17 protein-coding genes and 1 riboswitch are annotated in these 18,316 nt (G+C 69.9%); of the genes, 11 read left to right on the top strand and 6 right to left on the bottom strand.

Translation table 11 applies throughout. The annotated features are described in order from the left end of the window. Positions 1 to 72: 72 nt before the first annotated feature. The gene (locus ACFYPN_RS01365) at positions 73 to 1,479 is read right to left on the bottom strand and encodes a hypothetical protein (RefSeq protein WP_389296395.1); all 1,407 of its coding nucleotides are present in this window, start codon (positions 1,477 to 1,479) and stop codon (positions 73 to 75) included. A gap of 172 nt (positions 1,480 to 1,651) precedes the next feature. Continuing rightward, positions 1,652 to 1,849, bottom strand: a complete 198-nt coding sequence (locus ACFYPN_RS01370; protein ID WP_389296396.1) for a hypothetical protein — start codon at positions 1,847 to 1,849, stop codon at positions 1,652 to 1,654. A 318-nt stretch (positions 1,850 to 2,167) separates the two neighbouring features. On the opposite strand from ACFYPN_RS01370, the gene ACFYPN_RS01375 reads away from it, so the two are divergent. Beyond that, positions 2,168 to 3,142 (top strand): carbohydrate kinase family protein, encoded by a 975-nt coding sequence (locus ACFYPN_RS01375; RefSeq protein ID WP_358758024.1) that lies wholly within the window; start codon positions 2,168 to 2,170, stop codon positions 3,140 to 3,142. Between the two features lie 93 nt (positions 3,143 to 3,235). Here the strand turns inward: ACFYPN_RS01375 and ACFYPN_RS01380 are convergent, their stop codons facing one another. Next, entirely contained in the window at positions 3,236 to 4,648 is a 1,413-nt protein-coding gene (locus tag ACFYPN_RS01380; protein WP_389296397.1) for a cysteine desulfurase/sulfurtransferase TusA family protein, read from the bottom strand. 271 nt (positions 4,649 to 4,919) lie between these two features. On the opposite strand from ACFYPN_RS01380, the gene coxB reads away from it, so the two are divergent. From coxB to ACFYPN_RS01400, 4 genes are all read left to right on the top strand, one after another. Further along, a complete protein-coding gene (gene coxB / locus ACFYPN_RS01385) occupies positions 4,920 to 5,885 on the top strand; it encodes a cytochrome c oxidase subunit II (RefSeq protein ID WP_358758028.1) in 966 nt (321 codons plus the stop codon). Continuing rightward, on the top strand, positions 5,882 to 7,618 hold the full coding sequence (gene ctaD / locus ACFYPN_RS01390) for a cytochrome c oxidase subunit I (RefSeq protein ID WP_358758030.1): 1,737 nt from the start codon (positions 5,882 to 5,884) through the stop codon (positions 7,616 to 7,618). The genes coxB and ctaD overlap by 4 nt, the downstream gene beginning before the upstream one ends. Then, on the top strand, positions 7,615 to 8,013 hold the full coding sequence (locus tag ACFYPN_RS01395) for a cytochrome c oxidase subunit 4 (RefSeq protein WP_358758032.1): 399 nt from the start codon (positions 7,615 to 7,617) through the stop codon (positions 8,011 to 8,013). The genes ctaD and ACFYPN_RS01395 overlap by 4 nt, the downstream gene beginning before the upstream one ends. 118 nt (positions 8,014 to 8,131) lie before the next feature. Beyond that, positions 8,132 to 9,397, top strand: a complete 1,266-nt coding sequence (locus ACFYPN_RS01400; RefSeq protein ID WP_389296398.1) for an Ig-like domain-containing protein — start codon at positions 8,132 to 8,134, stop codon at positions 9,395 to 9,397. 56 nt (positions 9,398 to 9,453) lie between these two features. Here ACFYPN_RS01400 and ACFYPN_RS01405 read toward each other — a convergent pair whose 3' ends face one another. Beyond that, positions 9,454 to 9,864 (bottom strand): hypothetical protein, encoded by a 411-nt coding sequence (locus tag ACFYPN_RS01405; protein ID WP_389296399.1) that lies wholly within the window; start codon positions 9,862 to 9,864, stop codon positions 9,454 to 9,456. A gap of 187 nt (positions 9,865 to 10,051) precedes the next feature. On the opposite strand from ACFYPN_RS01405, the gene ACFYPN_RS01410 reads away from it, so the two are divergent. The 6 genes from ACFYPN_RS01410 (at position 10,052) to ACFYPN_RS01435 (ending at position 17,180) form a co-directional block, all read left to right on the top strand. Next, entirely contained in the window at positions 10,052 to 10,672 is a 621-nt protein-coding gene (locus tag ACFYPN_RS01410) for a heme-copper oxidase subunit III (RefSeq protein WP_358758038.1), read from the top strand. Between the two features lie 57 nt (positions 10,673 to 10,729). Beyond that, positions 10,730 to 11,539, top strand: a complete 810-nt coding sequence (locus tag ACFYPN_RS01415; protein WP_358758040.1) for a c-type cytochrome — start codon at positions 10,730 to 10,732, stop codon at positions 11,537 to 11,539. Further along, positions 11,536 to 12,591: a Rieske 2Fe-2S domain-containing protein gene (locus tag ACFYPN_RS01420; RefSeq protein ID WP_358758042.1), complete on the top strand. Its 1,056-nt coding sequence runs from the start codon at positions 11,536 to 11,538 to the stop codon at positions 12,589 to 12,591. The genes ACFYPN_RS01415 and ACFYPN_RS01420 overlap by 4 nt, the downstream gene beginning before the upstream one ends. Further along, a complete protein-coding gene (locus ACFYPN_RS01425) occupies positions 12,588 to 14,213 on the top strand; it encodes a cytochrome bc complex cytochrome b subunit (RefSeq protein ID WP_358758044.1) in 1,626 nt (541 codons plus the stop codon). The genes ACFYPN_RS01420 and ACFYPN_RS01425 overlap by 4 nt, the downstream gene beginning before the upstream one ends. A gap of 124 nt (positions 14,214 to 14,337) precedes the next feature. After that, positions 14,338 to 15,402: an anthranilate phosphoribosyltransferase gene (gene trpD / locus ACFYPN_RS01430; RefSeq protein WP_389296400.1), complete on the top strand. Its 1,065-nt coding sequence runs from the start codon at positions 14,338 to 14,340 to the stop codon at positions 15,400 to 15,402. Between the two features lie 87 nt (positions 15,403 to 15,489). After that, a riboswitch (SAM riboswitch) is annotated at positions 15,490 to 15,607 on the top strand. A gap of 172 nt (positions 15,608 to 15,779) precedes the next feature. Then, complete coding sequence (locus ACFYPN_RS01435; protein ID WP_389296401.1) at positions 15,780 to 17,180, top strand: aminotransferase class V-fold PLP-dependent enzyme; 1,401 nt, start codon at positions 15,780 to 15,782, stop codon at positions 17,178 to 17,180. Positions 17,181 to 17,256: 76 nt separating this feature from the next. Here the strand turns inward: ACFYPN_RS01435 and ACFYPN_RS01440 are convergent, their stop codons facing one another. Both ACFYPN_RS01440 and ACFYPN_RS01445 read right to left on the bottom strand, forming a co-directional pair. Further along, complete coding sequence (locus tag ACFYPN_RS01440) at positions 17,257 to 17,538, bottom strand: Lrp/AsnC ligand binding domain-containing protein (protein ID WP_358758050.1); 282 nt, start codon at positions 17,536 to 17,538, stop codon at positions 17,257 to 17,259. Further along, positions 17,535 to 18,287, bottom strand: a complete 753-nt coding sequence (locus tag ACFYPN_RS01445; protein ID WP_358758052.1) for a rhomboid family intramembrane serine protease — start codon at positions 18,285 to 18,287, stop codon at positions 17,535 to 17,537. Before ACFYPN_RS01445 ends, ACFYPN_RS01440 begins: the two co-directional genes overlap by 4 nt. Between the last annotated feature and the right edge of the window lie 29 nt (positions 18,288 to 18,316).

Raw genomic sequence — 18,316 nt, forward strand, 5'->3', positions numbered from 1 at the left:
GGCCCCGGAATCTCTTCCGGGGCCGCCGCCGTCGTACGTCCGCGTTCTCAGGTCCTCAGGCAGCCGGACCCCTCAGACCCGGGGCACCGACCGGCCCGAGGCCGCGTCGACGACCGTCCGCCCCGCGAGCGGGGAGTCCAGCGTCACCGTGTCCCTGAGCTCTTTGGCAAGGGCGATGCACGGCCCGCCGTCGTGCTTACCGGACTCCTTGACCGTGATCCGTACCTGCCCCGCGCTCTCCTCGGCGCTCGCCGCGTAGTCGGAGCACACCCCGCCCCAGAACGTGACGTCCAGCGTCCGCCCGTCCGCCGTGTACGAGGTGACCTTCCCGCCGCCGGACGGTTCCTGCTCCCGCGACCGCGCCAGGTACGCAGGGTCCACCGCGATCCGCGCGACCGTGGAGACCGCGCCGCCCGCCTCCGGCCGCACCGTGAAGAGCCAGGACGGCACGAGGGCCTGGCCCCCGTCCACGTACTGCGCCGAGAGCCCGAACACCGCGTCCTCCACCGTCATCGCCACCGTCGGCACGGGGCGGCCGGCGGACGGGACGCACATCGGCCCGGCCGCCTTCGGCCCGCCCGCGGGGTCCCCCAGCGGCTCGGGCGTCGCGCAGCCCCCCGGGTCCGGCGCGCCGGCCGTTCCGTCGGCGTTCAGCGACGCCACCGCCTCGGCCGCCGTCACCACCGGGTAGGCGGCACCCCCGGCGGGAAGCGCCAGCCGGCCCGAAGCCCCGGTCACCGTCCCGTCCGGCCCGACCTGGACCCCGGTCGACCAGCCGTACGTCGGCAGCCCGTCCACCACCGGGTCGGCGTTCACCACCCGTACGGCGCCGATCAGTTGGTCCGTGCCGAGCGCGGCGCCGCCGAGGCCCGCCGCATCGAGCACCGGCCGGGCCGCCGCCTTCGCCTTCTCGGGGCCCACCGGGCCCGTCTCCTCGGCTCCGTCCGCGCACACCGCTCCGGACGGGCAGGGGGAGAGGGGGCCCGAGCCGCGCGCGTAGCTCCAGGTCCCGGGCGCTGCCCGCGCGACCCGCAGGTACGGCTGCGCACCGCCCTCGTCGGAGCCCAGCAGCCAGAACGCGCCCTCGCCGCGCGGGGTGCCCCGCATCCCGAGCGCCCGCGCCAGCCGGGACACCTGGGAGGCGGTCACCGCGCCGTCCGCCCGGCGCACGGACGCCGTCGCCGGGCCGCCGGGCAGTGCGCCGTGCACGCGGTAGACCACACCGGTGGGCGCCGGTTCGCCGGGGGCGATGCCCGGCCCGGACGGACCGGCCGTCCCGGAGACGTCCAACGGCGCCGGAGAGGGAGAACGCGCGGGTGCCGGGGCCGCCGCCCGGGAGCCCTCGCCGTCGTCCGCCGTGGCCGCCCACCAGGCTCCGCCGCCGCCGGCCAGTACGACCGCGGCCACCGCCGCGGCGACCAGGGCGGAGGGCCGCCGCCGGGGGACGGTCATGTCGTTGTCGGGTCGCTCGACGCTCACCGGATCACTCCTTCGCCGTCACTGCCTGGGCGGGCGGTCCGCCCGTCCCCACGGAGGGGACGGAGCTGTGACGGCGCGCCGCGGCGATCGGTTCCCCCCCGGTACGCCGAGTGCCGTCCCGGCGGCGGGAGTTCGCCTCGGGGCGGGTCCGGGACCGTCGCGGCCGGTCCGGTCAGCCCCCGTACTCCTCCGTCGCCTCGATCAGCCGCGCGGAGGCGGGCGGCACCCTGACTCCGTGAATCAGGGACGGCGCGACGCGCGGCGTGGCAGTCTTCGGCGGAACGACCCAGTGCGGTGCCATCCGCACGCAGTCGCCCCTCAGATCGGCCAGGCTCGCTTCGGGCTCGGACACAACGCTGTGTGTGGGCATATCCGCACCGTACGCACCGATCCCCTCGGGGAGAAAGACCTACTATCGGGTAGTTTCAACCCATCGGTGCCAGGCCGTGTCCGACCATACGCGTCGGATCAGCGGGCGGTCTCCGGCGCGGTGCGTCGCAAGGCGGAGGACTGCCCGGGTGCTGGATGTACTCGGGCAATCCGACAACGCCCCGAGGTGCCGTGCCGGGCGCCGCCCGCCCGGCGGGAATCGCCGGACACGGCCCGAGGGCGTCAACGGGTAGCGTGAGGTGTCACGCCGTCCCGGAACGCTCACGCGTCCCCCCGCCCTCCGCAGGAGCAGCCTCCCGTGCGCATCGCAGTCACCGGCTCCATCGCCACCGACCACCTCATGACTTTCCCCGGCCGCTTCGCCGACCAGCTCGTCGCGGACCAGCTGCACACGGTCTCCCTCTCCTTCCTGGTCGACGCCCTGGACGTGCGCCGGGGCGGGGTCGCGGCCAACATCTGCTTCGGCATGGGGCTGCTCGGCACCTCCCCGGTGCTGGTGGGCGCCGCCGGCTCCGACTTCGACGAGTACCGCGCGTGGCTCGACCGGCACGGCGTGGACACCGGGTCCGTCCGCATCTCCGAGGTGCTCCACACCGCGCGCTTCGTCTGCACCACGGACGCCGACCACAACCAGATCGGCTCCTTCTACACCGGCGCCATGAGCGAGGCCCGGCTCATCGAGCTGCACAGCGTCGCGGAGCGCCTCGGCGGCCTCGACCTCGTCTCCATCGGCGCCGACGACCCGGAGGCGATGCTCCGCCACACCGAGGAGTGCCGCACCCGGGGCATCCCCTTCGCCGCGGACTTCTCCCAGCAGATCGCCCGGATGAACGGCGAAGAGATCCGGATACTGCTGGAGGGCGCCACCTACCTCTTCTCCAACGAGTACGAGAAGGGGCTCATCGAGTCCAAGACCGGCTGGACCGACGAGGAGATCCTGGCCAAGGTCGGCCACCGGATCACCACCCTCGGCGCGCGCGGGGTGCGCATCGAACGCGTGGGCGAGCCGGTCATCGAGGTCGGCTGCCCCGACGAGGAGACGAAGGCCGACCCCACCGGCGTCGGCGACGCCTTCCGCGCCGGCTTCCTCTCCGGCCTCGCCTGGGGCGTCGGCCTGGAGCGCGCCGCCCAGGTCGGCTGCATGCTCGCCACCCTGGTCATCGAGACGGTCGGCACGCAGGAGTACACCCTGCGCCGCTCCCGCTTCATGGACCGTTTCGCCAAGGCGTACGGGCACGAGGCCGCCGACGAGGTCCGCGCGCACCTCGCCTGATCCCGGGGCCTGATCCCGGGGCCTGATCCGTACGGCCCGGTGTCCCGCCGGACCGTACGGGCCCCTCGGGCCGGCTTCCTCCCGCCCAGCCCTTCAGCTCACCCGGCGGACCACGTACGCCGCGCCCCGCTCGGCCGGCTCCTCGCCCACGTACTCCTGCTCCCGCATCTCGCACCAGGCCGGGATGTCCAGCCGGGCCGCCTCGTCGTCGGCGAGCACCGTGACCGTGCCGCCCACCGGTACGTCCCCGATCACCTTGGCGAGCTCGATCACCGGGATCGGGCAACGCCGGCCCAGCGCGTCCACCACGAGCGAGGCGGCCGGCGTGGGGGTGGCGACCCCCGTGACTCCGGCCGCCCCGGCGGGCCGGCCGGTCACCGGCACCCCGAGGCGCTCCCGTACCCCGGCGACGACCCCCGGCAGCACGTCGAGGAAGCGCTCCACGTCGGAGGCGGCCGTGCCCGCGGGCAGCGACACCCGCACGTTCCCCTCCGAGAGCACCCCCATCGCCTTCAGCACATGGCTGGGCGTCAGCGTGCTGCTGGTGCAGGAGGAACCGGACGACACGGAGAACCCGTTCCGGTCCAGCTCGTGCAGCAGGGTCTCCCCGTCGACGTAGAGACAGGAGAAGGTGGCGACGTGCGGCAGCCGCCGCTCCGGGTCGCCCACCACCTCCACGTCCGGCACCCGGGCCGCCACCTGCGCGCGGACGCGGTCCACCAGCGCCCGCAGCCGCGCCGCCTCCGCCGCCGCCTCGGCGCGCACCGCGCGCAGCGACGCGGCGGCGGCCACGATGGCCGGAAGGTTCTCGAAGCCGGCCGACCGCCCCGACTCCCGCTCGTCGGCGGGGCCCCGGACCGCGAACCTGACCCCCTTGCGTACCGCCAGCAGTCCTACGCCCGCCGGGCCGCCCCACTTGTGCGCGCTCGCCGTCAGCAGCGACCAGCCGTCCGCCACCGGCCCCCATCCCAGGGACTGGGCCGCGTCCACCAGCAGGGGGACCCCGGCCTCCCGGCACAGCGCGGCGACGGCGGCCACCGGCTGCTCGGTGCCCACCTCGTGGTTGGCGGACTGGAGGCAGGCGAGCGCGGTGTCCTCGCCGAGCGAGGCGCCGAACACCGCGGAATCCACCGATCCGGTCCGTTCCACCGGCACCTCGGTGAAGGACCCGCCCGCCGCCTCGTGCGAGGCGGCGGCATGGAATACAGACGAGTGTTCGACGGCCGAGGCGACCAGGCGGCGACCGACACGCCGACGGCCCGAAAGAGCTCCGGCAATTCCCGTGTGCACCGCGGCCGTCCCCGAAGGGGTGAAAACCAGCTCGTCCGGGCGGCAGCCGACCGCCTCCGCGGCCGCCTCGCGCGCGGCGTCCAGCAGCATCCGGGCCCGCCGCCCCTCCCGGTAGAGGCGGGCGGGATCGGCCCATCCCTCGTCCAGGGAGGCCATCAGGGCCTGACGGGCCACGGGATGCAGGGGGGCGGAGGAGGCGGCGTCGAAGTAGGGCACCCCGCCACGCTAGTCCGCGGGCGGGCCCCCGCCGGTGGTGGCCACCCCCGAACCAGGAGAGGGAACGTCAGATGGCGCCCGGAAGCCGGGATTCCACCCCTTCGGGGTGTCGGACGGCGCGTTGGGCACCCTCCCCGCGCGACCCCAAATAGCGTCCAGTAGGGTTTGGTCCGCATAAACATCCAAACCCCTGCCCGCGACAGGGCGGCGACCGACCAGAGACATACGGGCGCGCCGACCGTAGCGGGCGAGACTCTCGGGAAGGCGCTACGTGAGTCCCAACGGCTCCGACCGCTCGTCGCGGCGCCCGATGCGGCGGAAGCTGCCGCAGGTGCTGACTGCGGGCCTGGTCCTGGCGACGGCCTCCGGTTGTTCGTACAACTGGCAGGATTTCCCTCGCCTCGGTATGCCTACCCCGGTAACGGAAGAGGCCCCTCGGATCCTCTCCCTCTGGCAGGGCTCGTGGGCGGCTGCGCTCGCCACGGGTGTCCTCGTCTGGGGGCTGATCCTCTGGAGTGCCTTCTTCCACCGGCGTAGCCGGACCAAGGTGGAGGTACCTCCGCAGACCCGGTACAACATGCCCATCGAGGCGCTGTACACAGTGGTCCCCCTCATCATCGTCTCGGTGCTCTTCTACTTCACCGCGCGCGATGAATCGAAGCTCCTCAGCCTCTCCACGAAGCCCGTCCACAACATCAACGTGGTCGGTTACCAGTGGAGCTGGGCGTTCAACTACGTCGAGGACGTGGACGGCTCGCCGAACACCACCAAGACGGCCCCGGAGCTTTCCGCGATCCCCGACCGCTACCTCGCGGACTTCCCGAAGGGCGCCGGCGGCGTCTACGACGCGGGAATCCCGGGCACGCGCAACCCCCAGACCGGCAACCCGGGTCCGACCCTGTGGCTGCCGAAGGGGGAGAAGGTCCGTTTCATCCTCACTTCACGTGACGTCATCCACTCCTTCTGGGTGGTGCCGTTCCTCATGAAGCAGGACGTCATCCCGGGCCACACCAACGCGTTCGAGGTCACTCCGAACAAGGAGGGCACCTTCATGGGCAAGTGCGCCGAGCTCTGCGGCGTCGACCACTCCCGGATGCTCTTCAACGTCAAGGTTGTCTCTCCCGAGCGTTACCAGCAGCACCTCAAGGAGCTGGCTGAGAAGGGGCAGACGGGCTACGTGCCGGCAGGCATCGAGCAGACTGACCCGGCCAGGAATGCGGAGACCAACAAACTGTGAGCATCCTCAACGAATCCCAGGGTGCCGCGGCAGCAGACGACTCGTACGAGGACGAGCTGCCGGTGCGGCGCAAGCAGCCGGGAAACATCGTCATCAAGTGGCTGACCACCACTGACCACAAGACGATCGGCACGCTCTACCTGGTCACGTCGTTCGCGTTCTTCTGCATCGGTGGACTGATGGCGCTCTTCATGCGCGCCGAGCTGGCCCGTCCGGGTACGCAGATCATGTCGAACGAGCAGTTCAACCAGGCGTTCACGATGCACGGCACGATCATGCTGCTGATGTTCGCGACGCCGCTGTTCGCCGGTTTCACCAACTGGATCATGCCGCTGCAGATCGGCGCGCCCGACGTGGCGTTCCCGCGGCTGAACATGTTCGCGTACTGGCTGTACCTCTTCGGTTCGCTCATCGCGGTCGGTGGCTTCCTCACCCCGCAGGGCGCCGCGGACTTCGGCTGGTTCGCCTACTCCCCGCTGTCGGACGCGGTCCGCTCGCCGGGTGTCGGCGCCGACATGTGGATCATGGGCCTGGCCTTCTCCGGCTTCGGCACGATCCTCGGCGCCGTCAACTTCATCACCACGATCATCTGCATGCGCGCCCCCGGCATGACGATGTTCCGGATGCCGATCTTCGTGTGGAACGTCCTGCTGACCGCTGTTCTGGTCCTGCTGGCCTTCCCGGTTCTCGCCGCCGCGCTCTTCGCATTGGAAGCGGACCGAAAATTCGGGGCCCACGTATTCGACGCGGCCAATGGCGGCGCATTGCTGTGGCAACACCTCTTCTGGTTCTTCGGACACCCAGAGGTGTACATCATCGCGCTACCGTTCTTCGGAATCATTTCGGAGATCATCCCCGTCTTCAGCCGCAAGCCGATCTTCGGCTACATCGGCCTGGTCGCGGCCACGATCGCCATCGCGGGTCTCTCCGTGACGGTGTGGGCACACCACATGTACGTGACGGGCGGCGTGCTCCTGCCGTTCTTCTCCTTCATGACGTTCCTCATCGCGGTGCCGACCGGTGTGAAGTTCTTCAACTGGCTCGGCACGATGTGGAAGGGATCGCTGTCCTTCGAGACGCCGATGCTCTGGTCGATCGGCTTCCTGATCACCTTCCTCTTCGGTGGTCTGACCGGCGTTCTGCTGGCCTCGCCGCCGCTGGACTTCCACGTCTCGGACTCGTACTTCGTCGTCGCGCACTTCCACTACGTCGTCTTCGGCACCGTGGTGTTCGCGATGTTCGCCGGATTCCACTTCTGGTGGCCGAAGTTCACCGGCAAGATGCTGGACGAGCGGCTCGGCAAGATCACCTTCTGGACGCTGTTCGTGGGCTTCCACGGCACGTTCCTGGTGCAGCACTGGCTCGGTGCCGAGGGCATGCCGCGTCGCTACGCGGACTACCTCGCGGCCGACGGCTTCACCGCGCTGAACACGATCTCGACGATCTCCTCGTTCCTGCTCGGTCTGTCGATCCTGCCGTTCTTCTACAACGTGTGGAAGACCGCCAAGTACGGCAAGAAGGTCGAGGTCGACGACCCGTGGGGCTACGGTCGTTCGCTGGAGTGGGCAACTTCCTGCCCGCCCCCGCGCCACAACTTCATCACCCTGCCGCGGATCCGTTCCGAATCCCCGGCGTTCGATCTGCACCACCCGGAGATCGCCGCGCTGGAGCAGCTCGGTCACCACTCCGAAGACGACAAGGTCCTCGCCGGTGGTAAGGAGGCAGGCAAGTGAAGATCCAGGGCAAGCTCTTCATCTGGCTGAGCGTCTTCATCCTGATCATGGCCATCACGTACGGCCTGTGGTCGAAGGAGCCGGTCGGCACCACCGCACTCGTCCTGGCCTTCGGGCTGTCCATCATGATCGGCTTCTACCTGGCCTTCACGGCCAACAGGGTCGACCAGATGGCCCAGGACAACAAGGAAGCGGACGTGGCCGACGAGGCCGGCGACGTGGGTTTCTTCTCCCCGCACAGCTGGCAGCCGCTCTCCCTGGCGATCGGCGGCGCGCTGCTCTTCATGAGCGTCGCCTTCGGCTGGTGGCTGGCGTACTTCTCGGCCCCGATGCTGGCGATCGGCCTGTTCGGCTGGGTCTTCGAGTACTACCGCGGTGAGAACCGCACCCAGTGACACCGCGTTACCCGTAACACCTCGCGAGGGGCCCGGACTGCTCGGCAAGAGCGGTCCGGGCCCCTCGTTTGCAGTCACAGAACGCGCTGGATCGGATGAATCTTCTTAGCGTGTGTTCATGAACGACACGCCGCGCACCCGCTCCGTAGTGAGCTGCACCCTGCTGGTCGTGACCCTGGTCGCCGCTGCGACCGCCTGTGGAGAACCCGATGGCCACCCGCTCTCGGCCAAGCCGTTCGACGCGGCGGACCAGGTCTCCTTCAACGGCCATGCCCCGCGGGGGAAGGCCGATCCCGACAAGCCCCTGGAAGTCACCGTCAAGGGTGACGAGGGACGCATCACCGATGTGACGGCCGCGGACAGCACCGGCCGCCGTCTGGCCGGCGAACTCGCCGCCGACGGGAAACGCTGGCACTCCACCACCCCGCTCGCCGCAGGCACGCGGTACGAGGTGAGGGTCACCACCGAGAACGAGGACGGCGCCCCGGGCCGCCGTACGCTCTCCTTCGAGACCACCTCCCCGAAGCAGCTCCTGAGCGTCTCCTTCGGCCCGCAGGCGGGCACGTACGGGGTCGGACAGCCCATCACCGCGGAACTCAGCGCTCCGGTCACCGACAGGGCCGCCAGGGCCACCGTCGAACGCTCCCTCAGGGTCCGGTCCACCCCCGCCGTGACCGGCTCCTGGTACTGGGTCGACGACAAGATCCTGCACTACCGGCCCCAGGACTACTGGCCCGCCGGGGCGTCGGTCGAGGTGACCAGCAACTTCAAGGGCATCAAGGTGACCAACGCCCTGTACGGCGCCGAGGTGAAACCGCTACGGCTCACCATCGGCGACCGGATCGAGGCCATCACCGACGCCGCCGAGCACGAGATGACCGTGCTCCGCAACGGAGAAGTGATCAACACCATTCCGGTCACCACCGGAAAGCCGGGCTTCTCCACCCGCAACGGCGTCAAGGTCGTCCTCGGGAAGGAGCCGTTCGTCCGGATGCGCGGCGAGACCGTCGGCATCGCCGAGGGCTCCTCCGAGTCGTACGACCTGCCGGTCTACTGGGCCACCCGGGTGACGTGGAGCGGCGAGTACGTGCACGCCGCGCCGTGGTCCGTCGGCTCCCAGGGCAGCGCCAACGTGAGCCACGGCTGCACCGGGATGAGCACGGACAACGCCGAATGGTTCTTCGACACCGTCCGCGAGGGCGACGTCGTCAAGGTCGTCGGCAGCGAGGGGGAGACCATGACCCCCTTCGACAACGGGTTCGGGGACTGGAACGTCTCCTGGGAGGCGTGGCAGAAGGGCAGCGCCCTGCGGAACGCCACGCCCGGGGCCGGAGCGCATCCGCCGGCGTCGGGCCTGGCGGCGCGACTGCGTCCCCAGGTCTGACGCCGGAGGTGCGCCGCCTGCCCGGACGACCGCCCGGAAGGACCGTGCGGGCAGTCTCAGGACGCCCCGGCCGCCGCCTGGAGCCGTGTACGCACCAGGGCGGCCAGGGCGTCCGCGAACTCGACCGGGTCGACCGGGAGGGTCACCGCGGCGTCCGCACGGCTCCAGGTGGCCAGCCAGGCGTCCTGGGGGCGCCCGATCAGCAGCAGCACGGGCGGGCAGTGGAAGACCTCGTCCTTGATCTGCCGGCACACGCCCATCCCGCCCACCGGCGCGGTCTCGCCGTCCAGCACACAGACGTCGACGCCGCCGGCGTCGAGCGCGGAGAGCACCGCGGGCAGCGTCGCGCACTCCAGGAACCGCACCTCGGGCACGTCGGCCGCCGGCCGTCGTCCGGTGGCGAGCTTCACCTGCTCGCGGACATTGGCATCGTCGCTGTAGACCAGGACCGTGGCGGTCGCCTGCATTGTTCCTCCGTGACAGCTGTGTCGTCGGGGCTCTCGGGGCATGAACCGATGCGCGGATCGTACTCCCGCGGACAGCCCGTCAGCACCGGTAATGACGTCGTTCCGCTGGGCCGTTCGGGGAGGACACACCCCCCTGACACACCGAACGGCACCCCCGGGAGTGAGGGCGGGATAAGCGACCGACATAATGTCGGTCGTGGCGACAGCAACGACAGTAGAAACCGGGCACGCGCACCCGTCGGTCAATCGGCCGAACCTCACCAGCGTCGGAACCATCATCTGGCTGAGTTCCGAGCTGATGTTCTTCGCGGCCCTCTTCGCGATGTACTTCACCCTGCGATCGGTGATGGGACCGGATCACTGGAAGGAGATGGCCGACCATCTGAACTTCCCGTTCTCGGCGACGAACACAACGATCCTGGTGCTTTCCTCACTCACCTGCCAGCTCGGCGTCTTCGCCGCCGAGCGGGGCGACGTGAAGAAGCTCCGGACGTGGTTCACCATCACGTTCGTCATGGGTGCGATCTTCATCGGCGGCCAGGTCGTGGAGTACACCGAGCTGGTCAAGACGGACGGGCTCTCCCTGTCCTCCGACCCGTACGGCTCGGTGTTCTACCTGACCACCGGCTTCCACGGCATGCATGTGACAGGTGGCCTCATCGCCTTCCTGTTCGTTCTCGGCAGAACGTACGCAGCCAAGAGGTTCACCCACGAACAGGCGACCGCAGCCATCGTCGTGTCCTACTACTGGCACTTCGTCGATGTCGTGTGGATCGGCCTCTTCGCGACGATCTACATGATCAAGTAACCGGGCGCTCGCACCCACCCATCATCGACGCAGAAGATCCTGACACCGGGGTAATCCGTGAAAAAGCTCTCCGCACGACGACGCCATCCACTGGCGGCCGTCGTCGTACTACTCCTCGCGCTGGCGGCTACCGGGGGGCTGTACGCCGCGTTTGCGCCTGCGGGCAAGGCGCAGGCAGACGAATCCGTCCAGTCCCTCCCCATTGAGGAGGGCAAGAAGCTCTACACCGTCGGCTGCGCCAGCTGCCACGGAACCAGTGGTCAGGGCTCGTCCGACGGGCCTTCGCTGGTCGGCGTCGGCTCCGCCGCCGTCGACTTCCAGGTCGGCACCGGCCGGATGCCCGCGCAGCAGCCGGGTGCCCAGATCCCGGCGAAGAGGGTCGTCTACTCGCAGGGCGAGATCGACCAGCTCGCGGCGTACGTGGCTTCGCTCGGCGCCGGTCCGATCCGGCCGACCGAGAAGCAGGTCAGCCCCGACGGCGCGGACATCGCCAAGGGCGGTGACCTGTTCCGCACCAACTGCGCCCAGTGTCACAACTTCACGGGTGAGGGTGGTGCGCTGACGAACGGCAAGTACGCCCCGAACCTGGAAGGCGTGAGCCCGAAGCACATCTACGAGGCCATGCAGACCGGCCCGCAGAGCATGCCCTCCTTCCCCGACACGACGATGCCCGAGCAGCAGAAGCAGGACATCATCGCGTACATCAAGACCGTGAACGGTGACAACAGCGAGAGCCCGGGCGGCCTGTCGCTCGGTGGCCTCGGACCGGTCAGCGAAGGCCTGTTCGCCTGGATCTTCGGTCTGGGCCTCCTGATCGCCGTCGCCGTCTGGGTCGCGGCCCACACCGCTAAGGCCAAGAAGTCATGAGTAGCCAAGAAGAGAATCCAGAGAAGAGCCTGCTCACCGAGCAGGACGCCGCGCACGGCGCGGTAGTGGGTACGGGCGACCCGTTCGCCGACCCGGGGCTGCCGGCCCACAAGCCGCGCATCCAGGACATCGACGAACGTGCCGCCGACCGCTCCGAGCGAGTCGTCGCGTACCTGTTCATCCTGTCCATGCTGGCGACGGTGGCGTTCATCGCCTCCTACGTCATCTTCCCGGTCGACAAGATCGTCTACATCTGGCCGTTCGGTCATGTGAGCGCGCTGAACTTCTCCCTGGGTCTCACCCTGGGCGTGGCGCTCTTCGCCATCGGCGCGGGCGCCGTCCACTGGGCGCGCACCCTGATGTCCGACGTCGAGAGCGCCGCCGAGCGCCACCCGATCGAGGCGACGCCCGAGGTCAAGGCGCAGGTCCTCGCCGACTTCAAGGCCGGTGCCGAGGAGTCCGTGATCGGCCGTCGCAAGCTGATCCGCACCACGATGTTCGGCGCGCTGGCCCTGGTGCCGCTCGCCGGTGTGGTGCTGCTGCGCGACCTCGGTCCGCTGCCGGAGAAGAAGCTCCGCTCGACCCTGTGGGCCAAGGGCAAGAAGCTCATCAACATGAACACGATGGAGCCGCTGCGTCCCGAGGACATCCAGGTCGGTTCGCTGACCTTCGCCATGCCCGAGGGGCTGGAGGAGGACGCGGAGGACTTCCAGGCGCAGATCGCCAAGGCCGCCCTGATGATCATCCGCATCGAGCCGGACGACATCAAGGACAAGCGCGAGCGCGAGTGGGCGCACGAGGGCATCGTCGCCTTCTCCAAGATCTGCACCCACGTCGGCTGCCCGATCAGCCTGTACGAGCAGCAGACGCACCACGTGCTCTGCCCGTGCCACCAGTCCACCTTCGACCTCTCCGACGGCGCCCGCGTCATCTTCGGTCCGGCCGGGCACGCGCTTCCGCAGCTGCGGATCGGCGTGAGCAGCGAGGGCGACCTCGAAGCCCTCGGTGACTTCGAAGAGCCCGTCGGTCCTGCCTTCTGGGAGCGCGGATGAGTACTACGACGGAAACCACGCGCAAGGCGCCCGCCGGTGAGCGGGTCGCCGACTGGGCGGACGGCCGGCTGGGCATCTACGGCCTGGCCAAGGCCAACATGCGCAAGATCTTCCCGGACCACTGGTCCTTCATGCTCGGCGAAGTCGCGCTCTACAGCTTCATCATCATCATCCTCACGGGTGTGTATCTGACGCTGTTCTTCCACCCGAGCATGAACGAGGTCGTGTACCACGGCCCGTACGAGCCCATGCAGGGCATCCGGATGTCCGAGGCGTACGCCTCGACGCTGAACATCAGCTTCGACGTCCGCGGTGGTCTGCTCGTGCGGCAGATCCACCACTGGGCCGCGCTGATCTTCCTGGCCGCGATGTTCGTGCACATGATGCGCGTGTTCTTCACGGGCGCGTTCCGCAAGCCGCGCGAGGTCAACTGGCTCTTCGGGTTCCTGCTGTTCGTGCTGGGCATGTTCACCGGCTTCACCGGCTACTCGCTCCCGGACGACCTGCTCTCCGGTACGGGTGTCCGCTTCATGCAGGGCGCGATCCTGTCCGTGCCGCTCGTCGGCACGTACCTCGCGTACTTCCTGTTCGGCGGGAACTTCCCCGGCGGCGACTTCGTGGCCCGGTTCTACTCGATCCACATCCTGCTGCTCCCGGGCATCATGATGGGCCTGCTGGTGGCCCACCTGATCCTGGTCTTCTACCACAAGCACACGCAGTTCGCGGGCCCCGGCCGTACGAACAAGAACGTCGTGGGCATGCCGCTGCTGCCGGTCTACATGGCAAAGGCCGGAGGGTTCTTCTTCCTGGTCTTCGGTGTCATCTCGGTCGTCGCGGCCATCGCCTCGATCAACCCGATCTGGGCCATCGGCCCGTACCGGCCGGACCAGGTGTCCACCGGCGCGCAGCCCGACTGGTACATGGGCTTCTCCGAAGGCCTGATCCGTGTCATGCCCGGCTGGGAGATCAACCTCTGGGGTCACACGCTCGTCCTGGGCGTCTTCATCCCGCTGGTCATCTTCCCGCTGGTGCTGGCGGCGATCGCGGTCTACCCGTTCATCGAGTCCTGGGTCACCGGCGACAAGCGTGAGCACCACATCCTGGACCGGCCGCGCAACGCGCCGACCCGGACCGGTTTCGGTGTCGCCTGGCTCAGCTGGTACCTCATCCTGCTCGTCGGCGGCGGCAACGACCTGTGGGCCACGCACTTCCACCTGTCGATCAACGCGATCACCTGGTTCGTGCGCGTCGGCTTCTTCGTGGTGCCGGTCATCGTGTTCATCGCCACCAAGCGGATCTGCCTCGGCCTCCAGCGCCGCGACAGGGACAAGGTGCTGCACGGACGCGAGTCCGGTCTCATCAAGCGCCTGCCGCACGGTGAGTTCGTGGAGGTGCACGAGCCGCTCAGCCCGGGCCACCTGCACACCCTCACCGCGCACCAGCAGTACACGCCGCTCGAGATCGGCCCGACGGTCGACGAGAACGGTGTCGAGCGCAAGGTCTCGGCCCTCACCAAGCTGCGCGCCAAGCTCAGCAAGGGCTTCTACGGCGAGCACAACCAGATCGCCAAGCCCACTGCCGAGGAGTACAAGGAGATCACCAGCGGCCACGGTCACCACTGATCGCTTGAACTGATCGCCACAGCGAGAGCCCCGTCCATTCGCCGGACGGGGCTCTTCGCCGTCCGCGTGCCCCGATAAGGTGATCGGGCACCCCCTTTCCGGCTGTGGATTCTTGGAGCGGACCATGAACGTGGCGACCCCGAACGGCGGCGACAGCGCGGCGGACCGTTCCTGGTCCGGCGTGCTGACGCCCCTGCTGCGCGGCGAGGACCTCGCCGCGGACGACACCGCCTGGGCCATGGACCGGATCATGAGCGGGGACGCCACCGACGCGCAGATCGCGGGCTTCGCCGTCGCGCTGCGCGCCAAGGGTGAGACGGTCGCCGAGGTGAGCGGCCTGGTGCGCGCGATGTACGCGCACGCCCGCACCATCGAGGTGCCCGGTCCCTCGGTCGACATCGTCGGCACCGGGGGTGACCTCGCGAAGACGGTCAACATCTCCACGATGTCCGCGATCGTGATCGCCGGCACGGGGGCCAAGGTCGTCAAGCACGGCAACCGGTCCGCCTCCTCCGCCAGCGGCGCCTCCGACGTCCTGGAGAAGCTCGGCGTCAACCTGGAGCTGACTCCGCAGCGGGTCGCCGAGGTGGCGGCGGAGGCGGGCATCACCTTCTGCTTCGCGGTGAAGTTCCACCCGGCCCTGCGGTACGCGGCCAAGGCCCGCAAGGAACTGGGCACCCAGACCACCTTCAACATCCTCGGCCCGCTCACCAACCCCGCCCACGTCCGCGCCCAGGCCGTCGGGGTCGCCGACCTCCGGATGGCACCCATCGTGGCCGGCGTCCTCGCCGAGCGCGGCAACTCCGCGCTCGTCTTCCGCGGCGACGACGGGCTCGACGAACTGACCACCACCGCGACCTCCCGGGTCTGGGTGGTCCGGGACGGCGAGGTGCGCGAGCATGCCTTCGACCCGCGCCACGTCGGGCTGGAACTGGTGCCGGTCGAGGCCCTGCGCGGCGCCGACCCCTCGTACAACGCGGATGTCGCCCGCCGGGTGCTGGACGGCGAGAAGGGTGCCGTGCGCGACGCGGTGCTGCTGAACACGGCGGCGGCGCTCGTGGCGCTCGACCCGGGGGAGGGCACCCTCACCGAGCAGATCGGCGCCAAGATCGCCGCCGCCGCCGAGTCCGTCGACTCCGGGGCCGCGCACCGCGCGCTGGAGCGCTGGGTGGCGGCCAGCAACGCCTGACCCACCGCCGTACGCGCGCACGAGGGCACGGTCCGCATCGCGGAACGTGCCCTTGCGTTCACCGGCACGTGTGGCAAGATGCTGGCAGGTCATGAGTGACAGCGACTACGGCCCCGGCCCGCTGTCCGGCAACCCTCCGTCCGTGGCGGGGTGCCCCGGGTGAAGACCAGGCCGCAGGCAGCGAGGTCTGCGGCAAGCGCGGGCCCCTCGGCATCCTTGAATGCCAACCCCGGGGTCCTGGTCCCTAGGGAGCCTTCTGTGAGCAAGCGAATGCGATAGGGCGCACAGCCCTTCTCCGCACACCTCCATCTCTTCGCACTGCGCTGCCGCGTATCCGCCGGCGCGGTGAATTCGCCTGCGTGATCCGGGAGTTCGTCATGTCCGTGTCTTCTGCTGCCGTCAACACCCCCGCTGTTTCCGTCGAATCCGACGCGGAGACCGCCCCGCTGCCGGTTCTCGGCAAGGACGTCACCGTCCCGCTCGTCACCGGCGGCGAAGTCACCTACGCGGCACTCGACTACGCGGCCAGCGCCCCTGCGCTCCAGCGGGTCTGGGACGACGTCGCGGCCTACGCGCCGTACTACGGCAGCGTGCACCGCGGCGCGGGATACCTCTCGCAGCTCTCCACCGACCTCTTCGAGAACAGCCGCGCCACCGTCGCGGAGTTCCTCGGCTGCCGCCCCGACGACCAGGTGATCTTCACCCGCTCGACCACCGACTCCCTCAACCTGCTCGCAGCCGTGATCCCGGCCGACTGCGAGGTGTTCGTGTACGAGACCGAGCACCACGCCTCGCTGCTGCCCTGGCGCGACGCCCGGGTCACCTACCTCAACGCGCCGCGCACCCCGCAGCAGGCCGTCGAGACCCTGGAGCGCGCGCTCGCCGGACGCGACCCCCACGGCCCGGCCCTCGTCTGCGTCACCGGAGCCTCCAACGTCACCGGCGAGCTGTGGCCGGTCCGTGAACTGGCCGCCGCGGCCCACGCGCACGGGGCCCGCATCGTGCTGGACGCCGCCCAGCTCGCCCCGCACCACCCGGTGGACATCGCCGGGCTCGACGTCGACTGGGTCGCCTTCTCCGGCCACAAGCTCTACGCCCCCTTCGGCTCCGGCGTCCTCGCCGGCCGCGCCGACTGGCTCCAGGACTCCGAGCCCTACCTGGCCGGCGGCGGCGCGTCGAAGAAGGTCGCCCGGCGCACCGACGGCGGCGTGGACGTGGAGTGGCACACCACCGCCGCCCGCCACGAGGCAGGTTCGCCCAACGTCATCGGCGTCTACTCCATCGCCTCCGCCTGCAAGGCCCTGACCGAGGCCGGCTTCGACAAGCTGGTCGCCCGCGAGCAGCGGCTGGTGGCCCGGGTCCGCGCGGGCCTCGCCGAGGTGCCGGAGGTCAAGGTGCTCTCGCTCTTCGGCGATGACGCCCCGCGCGTCGGCGTCATCTCCTTCGTGGTGGAGGGCTGGAACAGCTCCCACTTCGCCGCCGCGCTCTCCGCCGAGTACGGCATCGGAGTCCGCGACGGCCTGTTCTGCGCCCACCCGCTGATCCGCACCCTGCTCGGCAGCGAACCGCAGGACCCGGGCGAGTGCGGCGCGCCGGAGGCCGAGCCGGGCGAGCGCTCCCTGAACGCCATCCGCGTCAGCTTCGGCGCCGGTACGCCGGACGAGCACGTGGACCGCTTCGTGCGCGCGGTCGGCGAGCTGGTGAGCGAGGGCGCCCAGTGGAAGTACCGCACCGAGGGCGGCCGTTGCGTCCCGGACCGGGGCGCCGCGCAGCTCTGACGCGGCTGCCGACAGCACGTCGGGCGGGTACGGGCGGCTGCCCGTACCCGCCCGACGTGCTGTGCGGAAGAGGTGGTTACGCGTCCAGGCCGATGGCGAACGCGGCTTCCAGGTCGTGCTGGGAGTACGTGCGGAAGGCCACGTGCGTGTCGGTGCCCTCCACACCCGGGATCTTGCTGATCCGGCCGGGGATGACCTCGGCGAGGTCGTCGTGCCGGGCCACCCGGACCATGGCGATCAGGTCGTACGTGCCCGTGACCGAGAAGACCTCGCTGACGCTGTCGAGCGCCGCGATGGACTCCGCGATCTCCGGAATCCGGTCGACGCTGGTTTTGATGAGCACGATCGCGGTGATCACGGCTGGCTTTCTCCCTCGGTGGCCGTGGCTGGTGCCTTCACTTTAGCCCCACGCCGGTGCGCCCCCCGGGCCAGGACGAACCCGGCGGCGAACCCGGCCACGTGGGCCAGATAGGCCACGCCCGGACCGCTCGCCGCGCTCCGGGCCGCCAGCCACTGGAGGGCGAACCAGAACAGGAGCACGATCCAGGCCGGGAAGCGGAGCGGCAGGAAGAGGAGGAACGGGAAGATGCTGGTGACCCGCGCCCGGGGGAAGAGGCGGAGGAACGCCCCGAGCACCGCCGAGATGGCCCCCGAGGCTCCGACCAGCGTCTGCTCGGAGCCGGAGTACGCCGCCGCGTAGACCACCAGGGTCAGGTAGCCGCAGCCCGTGTAGAAGAGGGCGAAGCCCAGGTGGCCCATCCGCTCCTCGGCCATGGCGCCGAACACGTGCAGGAAGAGCATGTTGCCCAGCAGGTGCAGCCAGCCGCCGTGCACGAAGAGGGCGGTGAACGGGGTGAGCCAGGCGTGGGCGGAGCCGCCCCACAACTCGGCGGGGATCACGCCCCACCGCTCGAAGTACCCGGCCTGGGCGGCGAGCAACGCGTCGGCGGTGCCGTAGGAGGGGCCGAAGCCGGAGACCGGGGAGGCGACGAAGACCAGGCAGCACACGGCGATGAGGCCGTACGTGACCGGCGCACCGCCCGCCGCCGCGGGGAGGCGGAGTCTCCGTACGGCGCCCGGCGGGCCCCCGTCACGCTGTTCGATCATGCACGGAGCATGACGTACCGGGACGGAAC

The organism is Streptomyces sp. NPDC005576 (genome assembly GCF_042871745.1).
In the GTDB taxonomy this organism is placed as follows: Bacteria; Actinomycetota; Actinomycetes; order Streptomycetales; family Streptomycetaceae; genus Streptomyces.